At 75.5% G+C, this 21,433-nt stretch carries 19 protein-coding genes; 12 read left to right on the plus strand and 7 right to left on the minus strand.

Annotated elements, in window-relative coordinates; genetic code table 11:
* Positions 1-63: 63 nt before the first annotated feature.
* The 3 genes from ACGF15_RS06375 to ACGF15_RS06385 all read left to right on the plus strand — a co-directional run bounded on the left by ACGF15_RS06375 (position 64) and on the right by ACGF15_RS06385 (position 3,398).
* On the plus strand, positions 64-924 hold the full coding sequence (locus tag ACGF15_RS06375; RefSeq protein WP_345614059.1) for a GNAT family N-acetyltransferase: 861 nt from the start codon (positions 64-66) through the stop codon (positions 922-924).
* Between the two features lie 165 nt (positions 925-1,089).
* Positions 1,090-1,638: a GNAT family N-acetyltransferase gene (locus ACGF15_RS06380; RefSeq protein WP_345614058.1), complete on the plus strand. Its 549-nt coding sequence runs from the start codon at positions 1,090-1,092 to the stop codon at positions 1,636-1,638.
* Positions 1,639-1,703: 65 nt separating this feature from the next.
* The gene (locus tag ACGF15_RS06385; protein WP_392797033.1) at positions 1,704-3,398 is read left to right on the plus strand and encodes a proline--tRNA ligase; all 1,695 of its coding nucleotides are present in this window, start codon (positions 1,704-1,706) and stop codon (positions 3,396-3,398) included.
* Between the two features lie 85 nt (positions 3,399-3,483).
* On the opposite strand, the gene ACGF15_RS06390 is transcribed toward ACGF15_RS06385, so the two are convergent.
* Genes ACGF15_RS06390 through ACGF15_RS06400 form a run of 3 tightly spaced genes read right to left on the minus strand, consistent with a single transcriptional unit; the run spans position 3,484 to position 5,527 of the window.
* On the minus strand, positions 3,484-4,395 hold the full coding sequence (locus ACGF15_RS06390) for an aminoglycoside phosphotransferase family protein (protein ID WP_345614056.1): 912 nt from the start codon (positions 4,393-4,395) through the stop codon (positions 3,484-3,486).
* Positions 4,396-4,418: 23 nt separating this feature from the next.
* Positions 4,419-4,868 (minus strand): DUF4439 domain-containing protein, encoded by a 450-nt coding sequence (locus tag ACGF15_RS06395; protein ID WP_362615137.1) that lies wholly within the window; start codon positions 4,866-4,868, stop codon positions 4,419-4,421.
* Positions 4,865-5,527 carry a hypothetical protein gene (locus ACGF15_RS06400; protein WP_392797034.1) on the minus strand — a complete coding sequence of 221 codons (663 nt, stop codon included), beginning with the start codon at positions 5,525-5,527 and terminating at the stop codon, positions 4,865-4,867. Before ACGF15_RS06400 ends, ACGF15_RS06395 begins: the two co-directional genes overlap by 4 nt.
* A gap of 248 nt (positions 5,528-5,775) precedes the next feature.
* On the opposite strand from ACGF15_RS06400, the gene rimP reads away from it, so the two are divergent.
* From rimP to ACGF15_RS06445, 9 genes are all read left to right on the plus strand, one after another.
* Entirely contained in the window at positions 5,776-6,273 is a 498-nt protein-coding gene (gene rimP / locus ACGF15_RS06405) for a ribosome maturation factor RimP (RefSeq protein WP_360642628.1), read from the plus strand.
* Positions 6,274-6,275: 2 nt separating this feature from the next.
* Complete coding sequence (gene nusA, locus ACGF15_RS06410; protein WP_345614052.1) at positions 6,276-7,274, plus strand: transcription termination factor NusA; 999 nt, start codon at positions 6,276-6,278, stop codon at positions 7,272-7,274.
* Positions 7,275-7,408: 134 nt separating this feature from the next.
* A complete protein-coding gene (locus ACGF15_RS06415) occupies positions 7,409-7,687 on the plus strand; it encodes a YlxR family protein (protein ID WP_256522737.1) in 279 nt (92 codons plus the stop codon).
* A 153-nt stretch (positions 7,688-7,840) separates the two neighbouring features.
* Positions 7,841-10,909 carry a translation initiation factor IF-2 gene (gene infB, locus ACGF15_RS06420; protein ID WP_392797035.1) on the plus strand — a complete coding sequence of 1,023 codons (3,069 nt, stop codon included), beginning with the start codon at positions 7,841-7,843 and terminating at the stop codon, positions 10,907-10,909.
* 137 nt (positions 10,910-11,046) lie between these two features.
* The gene (locus ACGF15_RS06425; protein ID WP_256522735.1) at positions 11,047-11,340 is read left to right on the plus strand and encodes a DUF503 domain-containing protein; all 294 of its coding nucleotides are present in this window, start codon (positions 11,047-11,049) and stop codon (positions 11,338-11,340) included.
* Positions 11,341-11,402: 62 nt separating this feature from the next.
* Entirely contained in the window at positions 11,403-11,840 is a 438-nt protein-coding gene (gene rbfA / locus ACGF15_RS06430) for a 30S ribosome-binding factor RbfA (protein WP_345614050.1), read from the plus strand.
* Positions 11,837-12,733, plus strand: coding sequence for a tRNA pseudouridine(55) synthase TruB (gene truB, locus ACGF15_RS06435; protein WP_345614049.1), 897 nt, complete (start codon positions 11,837-11,839; stop codon positions 12,731-12,733). The genes rbfA and truB overlap by 4 nt, the downstream gene beginning before the upstream one ends.
* A gap of 213 nt (positions 12,734-12,946) precedes the next feature.
* The gene (locus tag ACGF15_RS06440; protein WP_392797036.1) at positions 12,947-16,474 is read left to right on the plus strand and encodes a serine protease; all 3,528 of its coding nucleotides are present in this window, start codon (positions 12,947-12,949) and stop codon (positions 16,472-16,474) included.
* A complete protein-coding gene (locus tag ACGF15_RS06445) occupies positions 16,375-17,349 on the plus strand; it encodes a bifunctional riboflavin kinase/FAD synthetase (protein ID WP_392797037.1) in 975 nt (324 codons plus the stop codon). Before ACGF15_RS06440 ends, ACGF15_RS06445 begins: the two co-directional genes overlap by 100 nt.
* A gap of 109 nt (positions 17,350-17,458) precedes the next feature.
* Here ACGF15_RS06445 and ACGF15_RS06450 read toward each other — a convergent pair whose 3' ends face one another.
* The 4 genes from ACGF15_RS06450 to ACGF15_RS06465 are packed head-to-tail and all read right to left on the minus strand — an operon-like array spanning position 17,459 to position 21,421.
* Entirely contained in the window at positions 17,459-18,484 is a 1,026-nt protein-coding gene (locus tag ACGF15_RS06450; RefSeq protein ID WP_376427448.1) for an ABC transporter ATP-binding protein, read from the minus strand.
* Complete coding sequence (locus ACGF15_RS06455; RefSeq protein WP_392797038.1) at positions 18,445-19,422, minus strand: ABC transporter ATP-binding protein; 978 nt, start codon at positions 19,420-19,422, stop codon at positions 18,445-18,447. The genes ACGF15_RS06450 and ACGF15_RS06455 overlap by 40 nt, the downstream gene beginning before the upstream one ends.
* Positions 19,419-20,369 carry an ABC transporter permease gene (locus tag ACGF15_RS06460; protein ID WP_392797039.1) on the minus strand — a complete coding sequence of 317 codons (951 nt, stop codon included), beginning with the start codon at positions 20,367-20,369 and terminating at the stop codon, positions 19,419-19,421. The genes ACGF15_RS06455 and ACGF15_RS06460 overlap by 4 nt, the downstream gene beginning before the upstream one ends.
* The gene (locus ACGF15_RS06465; RefSeq protein ID WP_392797040.1) at positions 20,366-21,421 is read right to left on the minus strand and encodes an ABC transporter permease; all 1,056 of its coding nucleotides are present in this window, start codon (positions 21,419-21,421) and stop codon (positions 20,366-20,368) included. Before ACGF15_RS06465 ends, ACGF15_RS06460 begins: the two co-directional genes overlap by 4 nt.
* Between the last annotated feature and the right edge of the window lie 12 nt (positions 21,422-21,433).

Genomic DNA, 21,433 nt, shown 5'->3' on the forward strand with positions numbered 1-21,433 from the left:
CCTTCCCCGATCGATCGGCACCCCGCCGAAGCTCCGGGTACAGTGCCAGAACCAGCAAACCGTATGGTGAGGCCCCTTGTGTTGACCCAGACCACCACGCGGGTCCTCGACCCGGGCGAACTCGGCGCGGCGCTCGCCGTCCTGGAGAGCGCGCCCGTGGAGAATGCTTTCGTCACGGCCCGCGTCCAGGTCGCCGGCCTGGACCCCTGGCGCCTGGGCGGCGAGCTCTGGGGCTGGTACGAGGACGACCGGCTGCGCTCCCTGTGCTACTCGGGCGCCAATCTCGTGCCCATCTGCGCCACCCCCGCCGCGGTCCGCGCCTTCGCCGACCGCGCCCGCCGGGCGGGCCGCCGCTGCTCCTCGATCGTCGGGGCCGCCGAGCCCACCGCCGCCCTGTGGAAGCTGCTCGAACCGAGCTGGGGACCGGCCCGCGACGTCCGCCCCAACCAGCCGCTGATGGTCACCGAGAAGGTCCCGGACGACATCGAGCCCGACCCCGGCGTCCGCCGGATCCGCAAGGACGAGATGGACCTGATCATGCCCGCGTGCGTGGACATGTTCACCGAGGAGGTCGGCGTCTCCCCGCTCGCCGGCGACGGCGGACTGCTCTACCAGGCCCGCGTCGCGGAGCTGGTCGCCGCCGGGCGCTCCTTCGCCCGCATCGAGGACGGCAAGGTGGTCTTCAAGGCGGAGATCGGCGCCGCGACCGCCAGGGCCTGCCAGATCCAGGGCGTGTGGGTGGCTCCCGAGTACCGGGGCCGCGGCCTGTCGGAGACCGGGATGGCCGCCGTGCTGCGCTATGCGCTGGCCGACGTCTCTCCGGTCGTCAGCCTCTACGTCAACGACTACAACACCCCCGCCCGGGCCTCCTACCGACGCGTCGGATTCCGCGAGGTCGGCACCTTCATGAGCGTCCTGTTCTGAGTTCCCGGGCATGCCGCCCGAACGCCCTCGCGGGCGGGCCGCCCCGGTGGGCGGCGCCGGTCCCGCCTCCCCGCGACCGCCTCCCGCACCGGGGGCCCGCGCTCCCCGCGCCGCCCGTGCCCGCTCCGGTACCCGGGCCGCCCCGGCGGCCAGTAGGGTGCGGCCATGGCAGCAGATCCCCACGTCGCCATCGGACCGCTCGACCTCGCGGACCGTGTCGACGAGGCCCTCGCGGTACAGGCGCTCGCCTTCGGGCTCGGACCGGAGGAGGTGGACATCCGCCGGTACATCGTGCTGCGGCACCTGACCGGCCCCGGAGCCCGCGCGCTCGGCGCCACCACGGCGGACGACCGGCTCGTCGGCTTCGTCTACGGCATGCCCAACGACCGCTCCCACTGGTGGTCCGGCGTGGTCGAGCCCTACTTGCGGGCCGACGGCCGCGACGGCTGGCTCGACGACTCCTTCGCCATCACCGAACTGCACGTCCACCCCGCCTACCAGGGGCGCGGCATCGGCAGGGAGCTGATCACCGCGATCACCGACTCGGCCGCGGAGCCGCGCTCCATCCTGTCGGCCGTCGACATCGACAGCCGCGCGCGCCGCCTCTACCGGAGCCTCGGCTACCGGGATCTCGCCCGCCGGGTGGCCTTCCCGAGCGCACCGAGCCGGTACGCCGTCATGGGCGCCCCCCTGCCGCTGCTGCGCGTGAACTGATTTCCGCCAGCCGGTCCCGCCCGGATAACCTCCTGCCCATCACACGTTCCGAGCAGGAGTTCACCATGGCCCAGGTCCAGCGCATGTCCCGTCTGATGGTCAAGACATTGCGTGACGACCCGGCGGACGCCGAGACGCTCAGCCACAAGCTCCTCGTCCGCGCGGGGTACGTCCGCCGCAACGCCGCGGGCATCTGGTCCTGGCTGCCCCTGGGCAAGCGGGTCCTGGAGAACGTCGCGCGGGTGGTGCGCGAGGAGATGGACGCCATCGGCGGCCAGGAGGTGCTGCTGCCCGCCCTGCTGCCCAAGGAGCCCTACGAGGCGACGGGCCGCTGGGAGGAGTACGGTGCCGAGCTCTTCCGCCTGAAGGACCGCAAGGGCGCCGAGTACCTGCTCGGCCCCACCCACGAGGAGATCTTCACCCAGCTGGTCAAGGACCAGTGCACGTCCTACAAGGACCTGCCGGTGATCCTCTACCAGATCCAGATCAAGTACCGCGACGAGGCCCGCCCCCGCTCCGGCATCCTGCGCGGCCGCGAGTTCCACATGAAGGACTCGTACTCCTTCGACACCACCGAGGAGGGCCTGGCCGAGTCCTACGCACTGCACCGCCAGGCGTACGTGCGGATCTTCGAGCGCCTCGGCCTCCGGCACAAGATCGTCTCCGCGGTCTCGGGCGCGATGGGCGGCTCCGCCTCGGAGGAGTTCCTGGCCCCCGCGCCCGCCGGGGAGGACACCTTCGTCTACTGCCCCTCCTGCGACTACGCGGCCAACACCGAGGCGGTCACCTTCGCGCTGTCCCCCGCGGACGGCGCCGCGCACGGCCCCGTCGAGGAACTGGACACCCCCGACACCCCCACCATCGAGACCCTCGCCGGGCACCTGGGCGTCCCGGCCTCCGCGACCCTGAAGAACCTGCTCGTCAAGGTCGACGGGGAGATCGTGGCCGTCGGCGTGCCCGGGGACCGCGAGGTGGACCTGGGCAAGCTGGGCGACCGGCTGGCACCCGCCTCCGTGGAGCTCGTCACCGCGGAGGACTTCGTCGGCCGCCCCGACCTGGTGCGCGGCTACGTCGGCCCGCAGGGCCTGGACAAGGTGCGCTACCTGGCCGACCCCCGGGTGGCCCCCGGCACCGCCTGGATCACCGGTGCCAACCAGGAGGGCAAGCACGCCCGCAACGTGGTGGCCGGCCGGGACTTCGAGGTCGACGAGTACCTGGACGTCGTGGTGGTCGAGGAGAACGACCCCTGCCCCTCCTGCGGTACCGGCCTGAAGCTGGACCGCGCCATCGAGATCGGCCACATCTTCCAGCTCGGCCGCAAGTACACCGACGCCTTCCAGCTCGACGTCCTCGGCCAGAACGGCAAGCCCGTCCGCGTCACCATGGGCTCCTACGGCGTCGGCGTCTCCCGTGCGGTGGCCGCCATCGCCGAGCAGACGGCGGACGAGCAGGGACTGTGCTGGCCCGCCGAGGTCGCCCCGGCCGACGTGCACGTGGTGGCCGCCGGCAAGGCGGCCCAGACGGAGCTGGCGCTGGACGTCGCCGGGCAGCTGGGCGCCGCGGGCCTGCGGGTCCTGGTCGACGACCGGGCCGGTGTCTCCCCGGGCGTGAAGTTCACCGACGCCGAGCTGATCGGCGTGCCGAAGATCCTGGTGGCCGGCCGCCGTGCCGCCGAGGGCGTGGTGGAGCTGAAGGACCGCCGCACGGGTGAGCGCGAGGAACTGCCCGTCGCCGAGGCGGTCGCACGTCTGAGCGCCTGAGCGTACGACGCGGGCGGGGCCCCCGGCAGTCGTCCGCCGGGGGCCCCGCCCGCGTCCCGGCGGACACCCCGCCGCGCGGGCGGTCCTACAGCCAGCCGGCGAACTCCAGCGCGTGCTCGGCCTCCGTGCGGCGGCCCTCCGCGAGGGCGCGGGTGCCCGACTCCACGGCGCGGAACAGCGTCCACCCGCGCAGCCGGTCGCGGTCCACGTCCAGCGAGTCCGCCAGCCGCTTGACCCGGCGGCGTGCCGCGGCGGCACCCGCCGCGGCGGCGATCAGGTCCTCGACCCGGTCGCGCGCCAGCCGGGCCAGCTCGTAGGCGCGTTCGCCGACCACAGGCTCGGGCCCGACCGCCAGCCACGGCGCGCGGTCCCCGGCGAGGACCTTGCCCTGGCGGAAGTTGCCGTGCAGCAGCAGCGCCTCCGGCTCCTCGGCCAGCAGCTCCTCGCGGGCGGCCAGGGCCGCCCCGGCCAGCGGGCCGCCGGCCGCCCGCAGGGCCTCGGACTGCCGCGCGGTCCGCGCGGCCACCGTCTCGAAGCGGTGGCCGGGCGGCGGTTCGACCCACAGCCGCCGTACGGTGCCCGCGGCCTCCAGCAGCGCCTTCGCCTCCGGCAGGGAGCGCAGGGAGACCTCGGGGTGCAGCCGCTCCAGCAGCAGCTCCCCGCCGTCATCCGCGTCCGGGCCGCGGCCCTCGTCAGCGGTCTCCCCGCCGGTCCCGCCGTCGAGCAGCCGGGCCGCGCCGCCACCGCTCCAGGCCGCGAGCGCGGCACGCTCCCGGTCCGCCGCGGCGGCCGGGGGAGTGAGCTTCAGGGCGGCCGGTGTCCCGTCCGGTTGCCGGACCAGCAGCACCACGCTGCTGCGCCCGCCGGGCGAGACGATCCGCTCGACGTCCAGCTTCCGCCGGTCCACCGCCTCCGTGACGATCCCCGGCAGCCGCCCGAGCCACCCCCCGTCGCCGCCGAGAGCCCTGACCAGCCGCTGGGGCGGTTCGAAAGCCATACGTCGTGTGTTCCCTTTCGCCGTCAGCCGGTCCGGCCGGGGGCACGCTCCGCGAGCCCAGGAAAGGCTACGCCGCTGCCGCGCCAGCGCACCGCGCGGACCGCGGCCTCGCGCAGCCCGGCGGCCGCCTCGCGGCGCAGCGGGCCCCCCGAGGCCCGCACCAGGTCCGACCAGGCGCCCGCCACCCGGTCCTCCAGGACGGCCGCCAGGCGCACCGCCGCGGCCTCGTCGGGCACCGGGAACGGCAGCGCGTAGGCGGCCGCCGCGGCGGCCGGGGCCGCGCCGAGGTCGCGGGCGGTCCGGGCCAGCGCGTCGCGCCGGGCGCGGTGCGCGGTGTGCGCGGCGGCGGCCTCGGCCTTCCGCGCGGCGCCGGCCCGGGCACCGACCACGCCGTAGCCGTAGACGGCCGCGTGCACGGCGGCCAGCGCGGCCTGAACGGCCGTCAGGGTGCCTGCGGTGTCAGCCTCGTTCACCGTTCCTCACCCTTCGTCAGCAGGTACGCATGGGCGGCGTCCGCCGCGGCCACGGAGGCCAGCAGCCGGGCCAGCTCCGGTTCGGCCTCGGTCACCGAGGCCAGGTGCTCGTCGGAGGTCCTGCGTTCGGCGGCGGCCAGCGCCTTCAGCGCGGCGGCCGGGTCCTCGGGCACCGGCCCGGCGGCGACGGCGGGAGCGGAGCCCGGGGGAGCGGGGGGCCGCGCGGGGGCGCCGGACGGGGAGGCGGAGCCCTCCCCGGGGCCGCGCGGGCGCCGCGGGGCCGCCTCGCCCGCCAGCGCCGCCGCATGCGCGGCGACCGCGGCGCGCAGCGGACCGAGCCGGCCGGCCAGCCCGGGATGGCTCCCGAGCACCGCGTCGTACTCGCCCAGCAGGGCCGCGCTGCGGGCGGCGAGGCGGCCCCGCAGCGCCCGGTCGGCCCGCACCGGGTCGACGGAGGCGGCGGTGGTCCGCCCGCCGGGGGGTGCGCCGGAGGAGCAGCCCGTCAGCGCGGCGGCTCCCGCCGCACCGGTGGCCAGCAGCACCGCCCGGCGGGTGGTCCCGCCCGGCCCGGGCTCCGCCCGCCCGGCCGCGTCCCGCCGCGTCCCGCCGCTCCCGCGGGGCCTGGTGCCGAATCCCGCACGCTCGCCGTCGCTCGCCATGGCTGCGCCCTCGTCTCCCTTCTCCGCTCCGCGGTGCCCGGCGCCGGCCGGCCGCGCCCGTCCGGGCGCGGGCCCGCCCGCCGGTGTGGACCGATCCGGGAGAGGGACCCTCCTGGTGATCGTCGCCGCAGGCGAGCGTACCCGTGGCGGCAGCGCGGGTGGACGGCAACACCCCCCGGGACCGGATACCCTTTCCCTCGACACGCGACGGAACCCACAACAGCACACGCGGCCGAGGAGTCACCCGGATGAGCACCACCCAGAGCGAGAGGCTGCGCGGGCTGCTGGAACCGCTCGTCAGCGCCGCGGAACTGGACCTGGAGGAGATCGAGGTCTCCCGGGCAGGGCGGCGGCGGACCCTGCGGGTCATCGTGGACTCCGACGACGGTGTGGAGCTGGACGCCTGCGCGGACCTGAGCCGCGTGCTCTCGCAGAAGCTCGACGAGACCGACGCCATGGGCGAGGACGAGTACGTCCTGGAGGTCACGTCCCCCGGAACCGACCGCCCGCTGACCCGGCACCGCCACTACGTGCGCGCCACCGGCCGCCTGGTGGCCTTCCGGCTGCACGAGGGCCAGGAGGTGGTGGCCCGCGTCCTCGCCGTCGACGAGGAGGGGCTCGACACCGAGGTCCCGGGTGTGAAGGGCCGCAGGCCCACCGCCCGCCGGATCGCCTTCGACGACATCGCCCGGGCGCGCGTGGAGATCGAGTTCAACCGCAAGGACAAGAAGGAAGAGGAGGCGTAGCCGTGGACATCGACGTGAAGCTCCTGAGGGGCTTGGCACAGGAGAAGGAGATCGCCTTCGACCTGCTGGTCGAGGCCATCGAGTCCGCCCTCCTCATCGCCTACCACCGGACCGAGGGCAGCCGCCGCCACGCCCGGGTGGAGCTGAGCCGGGAGACCGGCCATGTGACGGTGTGGGCCAAGGAGGACCCCTCCGAGCTGGAGGAGGGCCAGGAGCCCAAGGAGTTCGACGACACCCCGTCGGACTTCGGCCGGATCGCCGCCACCACCGCGCGCCAGGTCATCCAGCAGCGGCTGCGGGACGCCGAGAACGACGTCACCTTCGGCGAGTACGCCCGCCGCGAGGGGGACGTGGTGGCCGGCCAGGTCCAGCAGGGCAAGGACCCCAAGAACGTCCTGGTCAAGCTGGACGACAAGCTGGAGGCCATCCTGCCGGTGCAGGAGCAGGTGCCCGGCGAGGAGTACACCCACGGCCTGCGGCTGCGCACCTACGTGGTGCGGGTGGCCAAGGGCGTGCGCGGCCCGTCCGTGACCCTCTCGCGCACCCACCCCAACCTCGTGAAGAAGCTCTTCGCGCTGGAGGTCCCGGAGATCGCGGACGGCAGCGTGGAGATCGCGGCGATCGCCCGGGAGGCGGGCCACCGGACCAAGATCGCGGTCCGCTCGACCCGCTCCGGCCTGAACGCCAAGGGCGCGTGCATCGGCCCGATGGGCGGCCGGGTGCGCAATGTGATGGCCGAACTCCACGGCGAGAAGATCGACATCGTGGACTGGTCGGAGGACCCGGCGGAGATGGTGGCCAACGCGCTGTCCCCCGCCCGGGTGAGCAAGGTCGAGGTCGTGGACCTCGGTGCCCGCTCCGCCCGCGTCACCGTGCCGGACTACCAGCTGTCGCTGGCCATCGGCAAGGAGGGGCAGAACGCCCGTCTCGCCGCGCGGCTCACCGGCTGGCGCATCGACATCCGCCCCGACACGGAGCAGCAGGCCCCGGAGCGGGACTGAGGAGCACGCCCGCGCCGGGCGGCGTCGCCCTCCGGGGGCGCCCCCGGAGGGCGGAACCTCGGGTAGATCAGGACAACAACCGTTCGATTTTTGCCCCAAAGGGGTGAGGTCGGTGCGGGGAGGTAGACTTAAGCGTGTCTGGCCGGACGCATGCCCGCGTGTGCCCTGAGCGAACCTGTGTGGGTTGCCGGGAGCGAGCGGCCAAGAGTGACTTGCTGCGCATCGTGGTGATCGAGGGCGAGTGCGTCCCCGATGATCGCGGTACGCTGCCCGGCCGGGGTGCGTACGTGCACCCCGCCGTGGTCTGTCTCGACCAGGCGGTACGCCGACGGGCGTTCCCGCGGGCCCTCCGGGTCCCGGGGCCGCTCGCCACCGACGGTCTGAGGCGGTTCGTCGAGCAGACGGCACAGTGAGATGAAAGAAGTACGGCACGGGAGCCCCCGTGCGGTCAGGTACCTCGCGAGTCGGAAGTAGGTCGAGATTGCGATGAGCACTCGATGAGTACGCGATGAGTACGCCCATGAAGTAGCGACGGTCCGGCGGTAACCGGACCTCAAAGGAGCGAAGTGGCTAAGGTCCGGGTATACGAACTCGCCAAGGAGTTCGGTGTGGAGAGCAAGGTCGTCATGGCCAAGCTCCAGGAACTCGGTGAATTCGTCCGTTCGGCGTCCTCGACGATCGAGGCGCCGGTTGTACGCAAGCTGACCGATGCGCTGCAGGGTCCCGGTGGCAACGCCGGCAAGACCGCAGCGAAGCCGGGTGCGCCCCGCAAGGCGGCACCCAAGCCCTCCCCGGCGGCGCAGAACCGCCCGGGTGGCCCCGCCGCGCCCTCTCCGGCGCAGGCGGCCCGTCCCGCCGCCCCCAAGCCCGGTGCACCGGCCCCCAAGCCGGCGCCCTCGGGCGGCACCCCGTCCGCGGCCCCGACGCCGGGTCCGCGCCCCACCCCGGGTCCGCGTCCGGCCCCGGCCAAGCCCTCGGCGCCGGTCCCGGCCGCCGAGTTCTCGGCCCCGGCGCAGCCCGCGGCACCGCAGTCCCCGCGCCCCGGCGCGGCCCCCGGCCCCCGTCCCGCGGGCGGCCAGCGTCCGGGTCCCGGCGGCGGCCAGCGCGGCGGCGACCGCCCCGCGCGTCCCGCCTCGGGCCAGGGCGCCCCGCGTCCCGGCGGGCAGCGCCCGTCCGGCCCGCGTCCGGGGAACAACCCCTTCACCTCCGGCGGCTCCACCGGCATGGCGCGCCCGCAGGCGCCCCGTCCCGGCGGTGCCCCCCGCCCCGGCGGCGGTGCCGCCCCGGGCCCCCGCCCGCAGGGCGGTCCCGGCGGCGGTCCCCGCCCGCAGGGCGGTCCCGGCGGCGCTCCGCGCCCGACTCCGGGCGGCATGCCCCGTCCGCAGGCGCCCCGCCCCGGCGGCGGCCCCGGCGGTAACCGGCCCAACCCCGGCATGATGCCGCAGCGTCCCGCTGCCGGCCCGCGTCCGGGCGGCGGTCCGGGCGGTGGCGGCGGCCGTCCCGGCGGTGCGGGTCGTCCCGGTGGCGGCGGTGGCCGTCCCGGTGGCGGCGGCGGCTTCGCCGGTCGTCCCGGTGGCGGCGGTGGCCGTCCCGGTGGCGGCGGCGGCTTCGCCGGTCGTCCCGGTGGCGGTGGCCCCGGTGGTGGCGGCGGCTTCGGCGGCCGTCCCGGCTTCGGCGGCCGTCCCGGCGGCCCGGGTGGCCGCGGTGGCACGCAGGGTGCCTTCGGCCGTCCCGGCGGACCGGCCCGTCGCGGTCGCAAGTCGAAGCGGCAGAGGCGCCAGGAGTACGAGGCCATGCAGGCCCCGTCGGTCGGCGGCGTGATGCTGCCCCGCGGCAACGGCGAAGCCATTCGCCTGTCGCGCGGTGCCTCGCTCACCGACTTCGCGGAGAAGATCAACGCCAACCCGGCGTCGCTCGTCGCGGTCATGATGAACCTCGGCGAGATGGTCACCGCGACGCAGTCCGTCTCCGACGAGACGCTGCAGCTCCTCGGCGACGAGATGAACTACACCGTCCAGATCGTCAGCCCGGAGGAGGAGGACCGCGAGCTGCTCGAGTCCTTCGACATCGAGTTCGGCGAGGACGAGGGCGGCGAGGAGGCCCTGGTCTCCCGTCCGCCGGTGGTGACCGTCATGGGTCACGTCGACCACGGCAAGACCCGGCTCCTCGACGCCATCCGCAAGACGAACGTCATCGCGGGCGAGGCCGGCGGTATCACCCAGCACATCGGTGCGTACCAGGTCACGACCGAGGTCAACGGCGAGGACCGCGCGATCACCTTCATCGACACCCCGGGTCACGAGGCGTTCACCGCCATGCGTGCCCGTGGTGCGAAGTCCACCGACATCGCGATCCTCGTGGTGGCGGCGAACGACGGTGTGATGCCGCAGACGATCGAGGCGCTGAACCACGCCAAGGCGGCCGAGGTGCCGATCGTGGTCGCGGTCAACAAGATCGACGTCGAGGGTGCCGACCCGACCAAGGTGCGCGGCCAGCTCACCGAGTTCGGTCTGGTGGCCGAGGAGTACGGCGGCGAGACCATGTTCGTCGACATCTCCGCCAAGCAGGGCCTGCACATCGAGGACCTGCTGGAGGCCGTGGTCCTGACCGCGGACGCCTCGCTCGACCTGCGGGCCAACCCCGAGCAGGACGCGCAGGGCATCGCGATCGAGTCCCACCTCGACCGCGGGCGCGGTGCGGTCTCGACCGTCCTCGTCCAGCGCGGCACGCTGCGCATCGGTGACACCATGGTCGTGGGCGACGCCTACGGCCGTGTGCGGGCCATGCTCGACGACAAGGGCAACAACGTCGAGGAGGCGACCCCGTCGACTCCGGTCCTGGTCCTGGGTCTCACCAACGTCCCGGGCGCCGGCGACAACTTCCTCGTCGTCGACGAGGACCGCACGGCACGCCAGATCGCCGAGAAGCGCGCGGCGCGCGAGCGCAACGCCGCCTTCGCCAAGCGCACCCGCCGGGTGTCGCTCGAGGACCTCGACAAGGTCCTCAAGGCCGGGCAGATCCAGGAGCTCAACCTCATCATCAAGGGTGACGCTTCCGGTTCCGTCGAGGCGCTCGAGTCGTCCCTGCTCCAGCTCGACGTGGGCGAGGAGGTCGACATCCGCGTGCTGCACCGCGGCGTGGGTGCGGTCACCGAGTCCGACATCGACCTGGCCATGGGCTCGGACGCGATCGTCATCGGCTTCAACGTCCGCGCGGCCGGCCGTGCCGCGCAGATGGCGGAGCGCGAGGGCGTGGACGTCCGGTACTACTCGGTGATCTACCAGGCCATCGAGGAGATCGAGGCGGCCCTCAAGGGCATGCTCAAGCCGGAGTACGAAGAGGTCGAGCTCGGCACGGCGGAGATCCGCGAGGTCTTCCGCTCGTCCAAGCTGGGCAACATCGCCGGTGTCCTCATCCGCTCCGGCGAGGTCAAGCGCAACACCAAGGCCCGCCTCGTCCGCGACGGCAAGGTCGTGGCGGAGAACCTCACCATCGAGGGCCTGCGCCGCTTCAAGGACGACGTCACCGAGATCCGCGAAGGCTTCGAGGGCGGTATCAACCTCGGAAACTTCAACGACATCAAGGTCGACGACGTCATCGCGACGTACGAGATGCGCGAGAAGCCCCGCGGCTGACACGCATCGACTCCGGGGCCGGTCGGCGGAAGGAATTTCCGTCGATCGGCCCCGGCCGTTGCGTGTACGGTTCTGATGCCCCTGCCATCGACCGGCAGGACTGACGACCCCGTACCGGCGGGACATCCGGCACACACATGTACGTGGGGACACTGTCCTTCGATCTGCTTCTCGGCGACGTACGGTCGCTGAAGGAGAAGCGCTCCGTGGTCCGCCCGATCATCGCCGAGCTCCAGCGCAAGTACGCCGTGAGCGTGGCCGAGGTCGGCGGGCAGGACCTCCACCGACGGGCCGAGATCGGCCTCGCGGTCGTCTCCGGGGACACCGGGCATGTCACGGACGTGCTCGACCGGTGCGAGCGCCTCGTCGCCGCCCGCCCCGAGGTGGAGCTGCTCTCGGTTAGACGCCGGCTCCACGGCGACGAAGACTGAATGAGCAGCCAACGGCAACAACAGCAGCAACAGCAGTTTCAGCAGCAAAGGGAGAAGGACCAGTGGCCGACAACGCGCGGGCGAAGAAACTGGCAGACCTCATCCGGGAGGTGGTTGCCGAGAAGCTTCAGCGCGGCATCAAGGACCCTCGTCTGGGGACGCACGTGACCATCACCGACACCCGTGTCACCGGTGACCTGCGGGAGGCCACGGTCTTCTACACGGTCTACGGCGACGACGAGGACCGCGCCAGCGCCGCGGCCGGTCTGCAGAGCGCCAAGGGCGTCCTGCGGTCCGCGGTGGGTGCCGCGGCGGGCACCAAGTTCACGCCCACCCTGACCTTCGTGCCCGACGCCCTGCCGGAGAACGCCCGGACCATCGAGGACCTCCTCGACCAGGCACGGGCCTCCGACGCCAAGGTGCGCGAGGCGTCCTCCGGGGCCGCCTACGCCGGTGACGCCGACCCGTACCGCAAGCCCGAGGACGACGCCTCGGAATGACACAGCACACCGTGCCCGACGGCCTTGTCATCGTCGACAAGCCGTCGGGCTTCACTTCGCACGACGTCGTCGCCAAAATGCGCGGCATCGCCAGGACCCGCCGCGTCGGGCACGCCGGGACCCTCGACCCCATGGCGACCGGGGTGCTCGTCCTGGGCGTGCAGCGGGCGACCAAGCTCCTCGGCCACCTGGCCCTGACCGAGAAGGAGTACCTGGGCACCATCCGGCTCGGCCAGAGCACGGTCACCGACGACGCGGAGGGGGAGATCACCGCCTCCGCCGACGCCTCCGGGGTCACCCGGGAGGCCGTCGACGCCGGGGTCGCCGCACTCACCGGGGACATCATGCAGGTCCCCTCCAAGGTCAGCGCCATCAAGATCGACGGCAAGCGGTCCTATGCGCGCGTCCGCGGCGGCGAGGAGTTCGAGATCCCGGCCCGGCCGGTCACCGTCTCCTCCTTCCGCGTCTACGACGTGCGCGAGGCGACCACCGAGGACGGCCACGCCGTGGTCGACCTCGTCGTCTCCGTCGTCTGCTCCTCCGGCACCTACATCCGGGCCCTCGCCCGGGACCTCGGCGCCGGGCTCGGCGTCGGCGGCCACCTGACGGCGCTGCGGCGCACCCGGGTCGGCCCCTACGGTCTCGACGCGGCGCGCACCCTGGAGCAGCTCCAGGAGGAGCTGACGGTGATGCCCGTCGCCGAGGCGGCCGCGGCGGCCTTCCCCCGCTGGGACGTCGACGCCCACCGGGCCCGGCTGCTGGCCAACGGCGTCCGGCTGGACATGCCCACCGGCGGGCGCTCGCCGGTGGCCGTCTTCGGGCCCGAGGGCCGGCTGCTCGCGCTCGTCGAGGAGCACAAGGGCAAGGCCAAGAGCCTCGCGGTGTTCGTCTGAGCCCGGCCCCCGGCTCCGGGGGCCTTCCGCGTGGAACGGGCGGCGGCGCCGCCCGTTCCACGACCCCCTCGTTTCCCCCACCCAGAGGTCTGTCCCTCCGACACGCCGGATTCACCTCTTCGTGCCAGCGCTCGGAGTACCGGCGGGGCGCACTGGGGGGCGCTTTCCCCTCCGGGCTCCTGGGAAGATCACCGGCGGCCTACCGTCGGTCCCATGCACTGCGGCACACCGGCAGCACCGGCCCGGATCTCGGACACCGCCGGCAGGCCCCTGGCCACCGGCTTCGCCGCCGACGACCTCGGCACGGTCGTCGTGGGCGGCGACGCGCTCGACGGCCACCGGGCCGTGACCGTCCGCGCCCCGGACGGCCGTTCGTACCGGGCGGGTCCCGACGCCCTCGTCCCCCTTCCCGAGCACGGCCTCACCCTGGTCCGCACCGAGGGACTCGCCCTGCCACCGGTGCCGATCAGCACCCGGGGAACCGTCCCGCCCGGCACCTACGTCCGCCTCGCCGCCTCCGGCTGGCGGGAGGCGCGGGTCCTCGACGGCGGCGGGCCGACCCTGGAGCTCGCCATGGGCGCCGACGCCCGGGACGCCCTCCGGCTCGTCGGCAGCGCCGGCGGGCCCGTCCTCGACGCCGGGACCGGCGCCGTGCTCGCCGTCCTGGGACGCCCGCCCGCGCACCGCACCACCGTGCCCGCCCGCCGCCTCCTGGCCCCGCCCGCCCCGCGGCACCGCTCCGGACGTGCGGGCGCGGCCGGACCCGGGGAGCCCGAGGAGGCGGACCCGCTCGCCGCGCTCGTCCGCCGCAACGCCGCCTGCGCACCCGCCTACGGGCGGGACCTCAACCTCGCCGCCGTCCTGCTGCTCGCGGCCACCACCGTCCCCGCCCCGCCGGACGGCGGCCACGGCCCCCGCTGCACGCCCCCCGCCTTCCACGGCCCGGACACCCCGGTGCGCGCCGTGGTCGGAGCCCCGGGAACCGGGCGCACCGCCCGCCTCGCCGCGCTCGCCGCCGAGCGCGCCCGCGGACCGCACCCCGACCCCACCCTGTGGCTGCGGGGGGCCGACACGGAACCCGGGGACGCCTCCCTCGCGGACGCCCTCGCCCGCGTGCTGCGCCGCGCGGGGCGGATCACCGCCGCGGCCGAGGGGCGCCCCGCCCCGGCCCCGGCCGCCCCCGAGGACGCCGCGCTCCTGGCCGCGGCGGCGGGCCGCCCCCTGCTCGTCGTCCTCGACGGCCCCGAGGAGATGCCCGCCCTGCCCGCCGACCGCTTCGCCGCCTGGGCGGCCCGCTCCCGCGCCTGGCTGGACGGCCACAGCGCCCGGCTCGTCCTCGGCTGCGGCCCCGAGCACTTCGAGGAGGCGGCCGCCCGCTACGGTGCCGGTCCGCGCGACTGCGCGACCCTCGGCCCGCTCGGCGCGGAGCAGGCCCGGCGGCTGCGCGCGGCCTGGGGGCTGCCCGAGGGGGCCCTCGCCGAGCGCGACGCCCGCCATCCGCTCACCCTGCGGCTGCTCGCCGAGGTGCACGCCGCCCTGCCCGGCCCCGTCCCCGGCACGCCCGGCCGCGACGAGGTCCACGCCGCCTGGCTGGACCTGGTCTGCCTGCGGATCGCCGTGCGGGTGGCCGCCACCGCCGCGGGGCCGCGGTGCGGCGGCCGGGTGCGCCGCCTCGCCGCCCGCGCAGCGGGCCGCGTCCACGAGGCGGCCCGGCACTGCCTCGCCTCCGGCGGCGGCCTGGACGGCACCGCCTTCGAGACCCTGTTCCCCTGGCGGGACGGCTGGGCCGCCGCCGTGCTCACCGAAGGGCTGCTCACCCCGGCCGGCACCGGCTACCGGTTCCGCCACCAGGCCTTCGGTGACTGGATCCAGGGCTCCCACCTCGACCTCGACGCCGCCCTTCGCACTCTTGTCCATGAACCCCCCGGCCCCGGCACCCCCGACACCCCCGTCCCGCGCCACCGGGCCGGAACGCTCGTCCAGGCCCTGCTGCTCGCCGCCCGCCGCCACGGCCCCGCGGCCCTCACCGGCCGCCTCCTCGGCCTGGTGCGCACCCTGGGCGGCCCCACCGCGGACGAGCCCCGCTGGTGGGCGGCCCGCCTGCTCGCCGAGACCCTGGCGGGCCTGCCCGACGCGGAGCCCTACCGCCAGGTCCTCGACGCCCTCGCCCGCCACACCGCCGCCACGCCCGGCGACCGGGAGACCTTCGGCCCCGGCTTCTGGGACGGTCTCGCCCTCGACGAGGAGACCCGCTTCGCCCTGCTGCGCACCCTCGTCCCCGCCGACCCGCCCCCCGGCCGGGCACACGGCGCCCCCCGCCACCTCGACCGCGCGGCGCAGCGCCTCGCGGCGGCCCCGGAGGACGTCCAGCCGCTGCTGTGCCGCTGGTTCGACGACGACACCCCGCTCGCAGCCGACCCGTCCGCCGCCGTCCGCCCCACCGTCGCCGCCGCCGCCCAGGCACTGCTCTACGCCCGGCGCGCCCACGCCCCGGGGCCGCTCGCCCGGGTGCTCCTCGACAGCGGCCACCCGCGGGCCCGGGAACTGCTCGCCGCCCTCGCCGACGACCTCCCCACCGCCTACTGCCGCGCCGTGCACCGCGCGGCCACCGACCCCGGGCCGCGCCGCCGGGCCGCCGCGGCCTCCCATCTGGCCGCCGCCGCGGCGCGGGCCACCGCGGGCAGTGACCGCGCCCTGCTGCGCGCCGCCGCCCGGTCCCTCCTCGCCCGGGGCGAGCCCGCCCACCGGGCCCCCGCCCTCGACCTGCTGGTCCGCGACCCGGAGAGCCGCGGTGCCCATCTGGAGGAGGCCCTCGCCCGGTTCCTCCGCGGCGGTACGGGCCCGGCCACCGTCCTCGCCGCCCTCGACACCCACCCGACGGCCGTGCTCGCCGCCGTCCGCGCCCGGCTCCTCGCCCCCGGGGCCGCCGACGGCGCCGCCCTGACGGCCGCGCTCGCCGCCGCCACCACACCCGCCACCGCGCGCCCCGTCGCGGCCCTGGTGTGCGAGTACGTCGACCACCGGCCGGACGGCGCCGCCCACGCCGCCGCCTACGTCGACCACCGCCTGGAACAGCAGCCACCCGACCGGGCGGTGCTCTTCCCGCTGGTCACCCGGCTCGTCCGGGCCCGGCCCCCGGCGGTCCGCGCGGCGCTGGCACCCGTACTGGCCTCGCCCGGCACCGCCGCCTCGCGGGTGCTGAGGGCCGAACTCCTCGACGTCCTGCTGCACTACGAGCAGTACGCGGCGCGGGACCTGGAGGTGCTGGAGGCGGTGCTGACGACCGCGGCCCTCTCCTGCACCGCGGCGGACCGGGAGCCGGCCGACCGCCCCTTCGCGCGCCATCTGGTGCACCGCACGGCCCTGCTGCTGGTCCGCTGCCCGCTGGGGGCCGCCCGGCTGGACCGCAGGCTGGAGGAGCTGGCCCGCCGGGCGCCGTCCTTCGCGCTCGCACTGCAGCGCTGGGCCGCGGCGGACCCGGAGGAATGGGCCAGGGTCGCCGGACCGCGGACCTGGCGTCTGCTGTCCGCCGGCCCGGCGCGGATGCCGGAGCCGCTGCCGACGGCGGACGGCGGGCATGGCAGTCTTAGACCTGCGCAGTCGGTCATCGAAAACACGGGTTCGGGCGAGGAGCGGTCACAGTGCAGCGCTGGCGTGGCTTGGAGGACATCCCCCAGGACTGGGGGCGCAGCGTCGTCACCATCGGCTCCTACGACGGGGTGCACCGCGGCCACCAGCTGATCATCGGCCGTGCCGTGGAGCGGGCGCGCGAACTGGGCGTGCCCGTCGTCGTCGTCACCTTCGAGCCGCACCCCAGCGAGGTGGTGCGGCCCGGCAGCCATCCGCCGCTGCTCGCCCCGCACCACCGCCGCGCCGAGCTGATGGCCGCGCTCGGGGTCGACGCCGTGCTCGTCCTTCCCTTCACCCCGGACTTCTCCCGGTTGTCGCCCGCCGACTTCATCGTGAAGGTCCTCGTCGACAAGCTGCACGCCCGGGCCGTCGTCGAGGGCCCCAACTTCCGCTTCGGCCACAAGGCCGCGGGGGACGTGGCGTACCTGACCGAACTCGGCCGCACCTACGACTACGAGGTCGAGGTCGTCGACCTGTTCGTGCGCGGCGAGGCGGGCGGCGGGGAGCCCTTCTCCTCCACGCTCACCCGCCGGCTGGTCTCCGAGGGCGACATGACCGGCGCCGCGGAGATCCTCGGCCGCCCGCACCGGGTCGAGGGCGTGGTGGTCCGGGGTGCCCAGCGCGGGCGCGAGCTGGGCTTCCCGACGGCCAACGTGGAGACCCTCCCGCACACCGCCGTACCCGCCGACGGCGTCTACGCCGGATGGCTCACCGCCGACGGCGAGCGGATGCCCGCGGCCATCTCCGTCGGGACCAACCCCCAGTTCGACGGCACCGAGCGGACGGTCGAGGCCTACGCCATCGACCGGGTCGGACTCGACCTCTACGGACTGCATGTGACCGTCGACTTCCTGGCGTACGTGCGGGGCCAGCAGAAGTTCGACTCGATCGACGCCCTGCTGGTCGCGATGGCCGCCGACGTCACCCGCTGCCGGCAGCTCGTCGCCGACGCCGACGCCGACGGCGCCCCGGGCGGCGGCGCCTGAGGAGACCGCCCGGCGCAGGCCCCGCACCGGCGGGCGCCCCCGGCCGCCGCGCGGAGCCCCCGGGCGACCGGCCGGCGGCCCGCGCACCGCTCGGCGGGCGTCCGGCCCGTCACGTCCCGGCGGCCGCCCAGTGGCAGGCCACCCGCGAGTCCGGGCCGCCCGGCAGGACCGGCAGCTCCGTCCCGCGGCACGCCCGCGCCACCCCGGCCCGCTCCGCCGCCCCGGACGCCAGCACCGGGCAGCGGACGTGGAACCGGCACCCCGCCGGGATCCGCGAGGCGTCCGGCGGCTCGCCGGACAGGACCACCGGCTCGGCCCCCGACTCCGGCAGCACCGACAGCAGCGCCCGGGTGTAGGGGTGCCGCGGTGCCGTCAGCACCTCCTCCACCGGCCCGGACTCCACGATCCGCCCCAGGTACATCACCGCCACCCGGTCCGCCACGTTCCAGGCGAGCCCCAGATCGTGCGTCACCACCAGTGCCGACAGGCCGAGTTCCCCGCGCAGCCGCAGCAGCAGCGCGAGGATCTCGCCGCGTACCGAGGCGTCCAGCGAGGCGACCGGCTCGTCCGCGACGATCAGCTCCGGACCCAGCACCAGAGCCCCCGCGATCACCACCCGCTGGCGCTGCCCCCCGGACAGCTCATGCGGGTGGCGCAGCAGGAACCGCTCCGGCGGACGCAGTCCGGCCCTCGCCAGCGCCCCCGCGACGGCGGCCCGTTCGTCCCCCCTCAGGCCGTGGATCCGCAGCCCCTCCGCGACCGCCTCGTACACCGTGTGGCGGGGGTTGAGGGAGCCGCTGGGGTCCTGGAGCACCAACTGCACCCGTCTGCGGTACTCCTTCAGCGCCCGGGTGCCGCGGCCCGGCTCCCGCCCGTCGAAGAGGACCCGCCCCGCCGTGGGGGCGACCAGTCCCAGCAGCGCACGGGCGAGGGTGCTCTTCCCGCAGCCGGACTCGCCCACCAGGGCGACGATCTCCCCTCGCCCGACGTCCAGGTCGACGCCGTCGACCGCCCGGGCGGGAGCCCTGCCGCGCCGCCCGGGGAAGGCGACGCACAGGCCGGTGGCGGACAGCAGGGCGGGTGCGGCGGGTGCGGTCACGGTGTACTCCCCTCCGGGGCCGAGAGGTGCAGGCAGGCCGCCCGGTGCGCCTCGCCCGCCGCGACCAGGACCTGGTCCTCGGTGGTGCAGGCCGCGACGGCGACGGGGCAGCGCGGATGGAAGGCGCAGCCGGTGGGCAGCGCCGCAGGGTCGGGCGGGTCTCCCGGAAGGCCCTGCGGGGCGTGGCGGGAGGCCGGGTCGCCGATCCGGGGGAAGGCGGCGGACAGCGCCCGGCCGTAGGGGTGCCGGGCCGCCTCGTGCACGGCCCGCGCCGGGCCCTCCTCGACGATCCGCCCCGCGTACATCACGGCGAGCGTGTCGCAGGTCCCCGCGAGCACCCCCAGGTCGTGGCTGATCATCAGCAGGGCGATGCCCTGCTCGGCCACCAGGCCGCCGATCAGCCGCAGCACCTGGGCCTGGACCATCACGTCCAGCGCCGTGGTGGGCTCGTCGGCGACCAGCAGTTGCGGACGGCAGGCCAGCGCCATCGCGATCATGACGCGCTGGCGCTGGCCGCCGGAGAGCTCGTGCGGATAGGCGTCCGCCCGGGAGGCGGGCAGCCCGACCTGGCGGAGCAGCGCGGCTGTCCGGGAGCGCGCCTCGCCGGGGGAGACGCCCTCGTGCAGCAGGACCGGCTCGGCGATCTGGTCCCCGACGCGGTGCACGGCGTTCAGCGAGTGCATCGCGCCCTGGAAGACGATGGACGCCCCCGCCCAGCGCACCGCCCTCAGCCGCCCCCACCGCATGGTGAGGACGTCCTCACCGGCGAGCAGTACCTCGCCGGTGGTCCGGGCGGAGGCGGGCAGCAGCCGCAGCAGCGCCAGCGCCAGGGTCGACTTGCCGCAGCCGGACTCGCCCGCCAGGCCCAGCGTGCGCCCCGCCTCCAGGGAGAGGTCCACGCCGCGCAGCGCGGGCACGGCCCCCGCGCCCGAACCGTAGGTCACCCGCAGGTCCCTGACCCTCAGGAGCGTCACCGCCCCACCTCCAGCCTCGGGTTGAGCACCGATTCCACGGCACGTCCGCACAGGGTGAAGGCCAGCGCCACCACCGCGATGGCGATTCCCGGCGGTGCCAGGTACCACCAGTGGCCGGAGGAGACGGCCCCCGCCTCCCGGGCGTCCTGGAGCATGCCGCCCCAGGAGACGACCGTCGGGTCGCCCAGTCCCAGGAAGGCCAGGGTCGCCTCGGTGAGGATCGCCCCGGAGATGCCCAGCGTCGTCTGCGCCAGGACCAGCGGCATCACGTGGGGCAGCACGTGCCGCCGCATCACATGCCCGTGCCCGCCCCCGAGGGCCCTGGCCCGCTCGATGTACGGGCGCGACTCCACGGCGATCGTCGCCGCGCGCACCAGGCGTGCGGTCGTCGGCCAGCTGGTGACGCCGATCGCGACGACCACCGTCACGAGGCCGCGCGACATCACCGTCGCCAGCACGATCGCCAGGACCAGGGTGGGCATCACCAGGAACCAGTCGGTGACCCGCATCAGCACGGTGGCGGGCCACCCGCCGAAGTGCCCCGCGACGATCCCCACCAGCGTGCCGATCGCCACCGACAGCACCGCCGCGAGCAGACCCACCGTCAGGGAGATCCGGGCGCCCCACACCAGCAGTCCCAGCAGCGACCGCCCGAACCGGTCCGTCCCGAGGGGGAACCGGGCGCTCGGCGGCTCCAGCGCGGAGCCGGGGGCGTCGGCGACGCTGCGCACGCCGGAGCCGACGAGCAGCGGTGCCCCGAGCGCCAGGAGCCCGATCAGCACCAGGGCGCCGAGCCCGGCGACGCCGCCGCGGTGGGTGCGGTACGCCGCGAGGAAGCGCGCCGCGGAGCGGCGGCGGCGGGCCCGGGCCAGCGCCCGGGCCGTCGGAACCCCGCCGCCCTGTGCGGCGGGGGAGGGGACGGCCCCCGGCCCGGGACCCGCGGTCATCGTGCCACCCGGGGGTCGAGCAGCGGGTACAGCAGGTCCGCCAGCAGGTTCATCAGGATCATGGCTCCGGCGAAGACGAGGAACAGCCCCTGGACCAGCGGCAGGTCGGGCACGCTCAGCGCCTGGTAGAACAGCCCGCCGAGGCCCGGCCAGGAGAACACCGTCTCGACCAGGATCGAACCCGCGGCCACATGGCCCAGGTTGATGAAGACCATGGTCACCGTGGGCAGCAGGGCGTTGGGCACGGCGTGGCGGCGGCGCACGGCCGCGTCCCGCAGGCCCTTGGCCCGGGCGGTGGTGAGGTAGTCCGCGCCCATCTCGTCCAGCAGCGAGGAGCGCATCACCAGCAGGGTCTGCGCGTAGCCGACCGCCACCAGCGTCAGCACGGGCAGGACCATGTGGTGGGCGGTGTCGAGGACACGGGCCGCTCCGGCCGTGTCCCCGGAGTCCATCCCGCCCGTCGGGAACAGCCCGGGCAGCGGCCCCGCCCCCACCGAGAGGACCGTGATCAGCAGCAGGCCCAGCCAGAAGGAGGGGATCGACCAGAGGGTCAGCGCCATGCCGGTGTTCAGCCGGTCCCCGGGCCCGCCGCGGTGCCATGCCGACCGGGTGCCGAGCCACAGCCCGAGCGCGGAGTACAGCACGACCGCCGTGCCGGTCAGCAGCAGGGTGGCCGGCAGCCGGTCGGCGATCAACTCCGCCACGGGGGCGCGGAACTGGTACGAGGTGCCCAGATCCCCCGCGAGGGCCCCGGTGCAGTAGTCGGTGAACTGCCGCCACAGCGGCTGGTCGAGGCCGAACTGGCGGCGCAGGGTGTCCATCTGCTCGGCCGAGGTGGGCATTCCGTGCGTCATCGCCCGCACGGGGTCGCCCGGGACGACACGGAACAGGAAGAAGCCCGTGACCAGGACCGCCACCAGGGAGACGGCTGCCCCGCCGAGCCGGCCGGCCGCGTGGGACGCATAGGCGCGCAGCCGCCCGCCGCCCCGGGTGCGGGCCCTCGGGGCGCCCACCGCGGGGGCGGTCGGGGCACCGCCCGCGGCGGCGCTCACCGGAGTGCCGCC

Origin of the sequence: Streptomyces sp. NPDC048001 (assembly GCF_043203115.1) — a bacterium.
GTDB lineage: Bacteria > Actinomycetota > Actinomycetes > Streptomycetales > Streptomycetaceae > Streptomyces > Streptomyces sanyensis.

Coding starts and splice junctions, on each gene's coding strand:
- ACGF15_RS06375 (WP_345614059.1), top strand. CDS start 64: ATGGTGAGGCCCCTTGTGTTGACCCAGACCACCACGCGGGTCCTCGAC.
- ACGF15_RS06380 (WP_345614058.1), top strand. CDS start 1,090: ATGGCAGCAGATCCCCACGTCGCCATCGGACCGCTCGACCTCGCGGAC.
- ACGF15_RS06385 (WP_392797033.1), top strand. CDS start 1,704: ATGGCCCAGGTCCAGCGCATGTCCCGTCTGATGGTCAAGACATTGCGT.
- ACGF15_RS06390 (WP_345614056.1), bottom strand. CDS start 4,395: ATGGCTTTCGAACCGCCCCAGCGGCTGGTCAGGGCTCTCGGCGGCGAC.
- ACGF15_RS06400 (WP_392797034.1), bottom strand. CDS start 5,527: ATGGCGAGCGACGGCGAGCGTGCGGGATTCGGCACCAGGCCCCGCGGG.
- rimP (WP_360642628.1), top strand. CDS start 5,776: ATGAGCACCACCCAGAGCGAGAGGCTGCGCGGGCTGCTGGAACCGCTC.
- ACGF15_RS06425 (WP_256522735.1), top strand. CDS start 11,047: ATGTACGTGGGGACACTGTCCTTCGATCTGCTTCTCGGCGACGTACGG.
- truB (WP_345614049.1), top strand. CDS start 11,837: ATGACACAGCACACCGTGCCCGACGGCCTTGTCATCGTCGACAAGCCG.
- ACGF15_RS06440 (WP_392797036.1), top strand. CDS start 12,947: ATGCACTGCGGCACACCGGCAGCACCGGCCCGGATCTCGGACACCGCC.
- ACGF15_RS06460 (WP_392797039.1), bottom strand. CDS start 20,369: ATGACCGCGGGTCCCGGGCCGGGGGCCGTCCCCTCCCCCGCCGCACAG.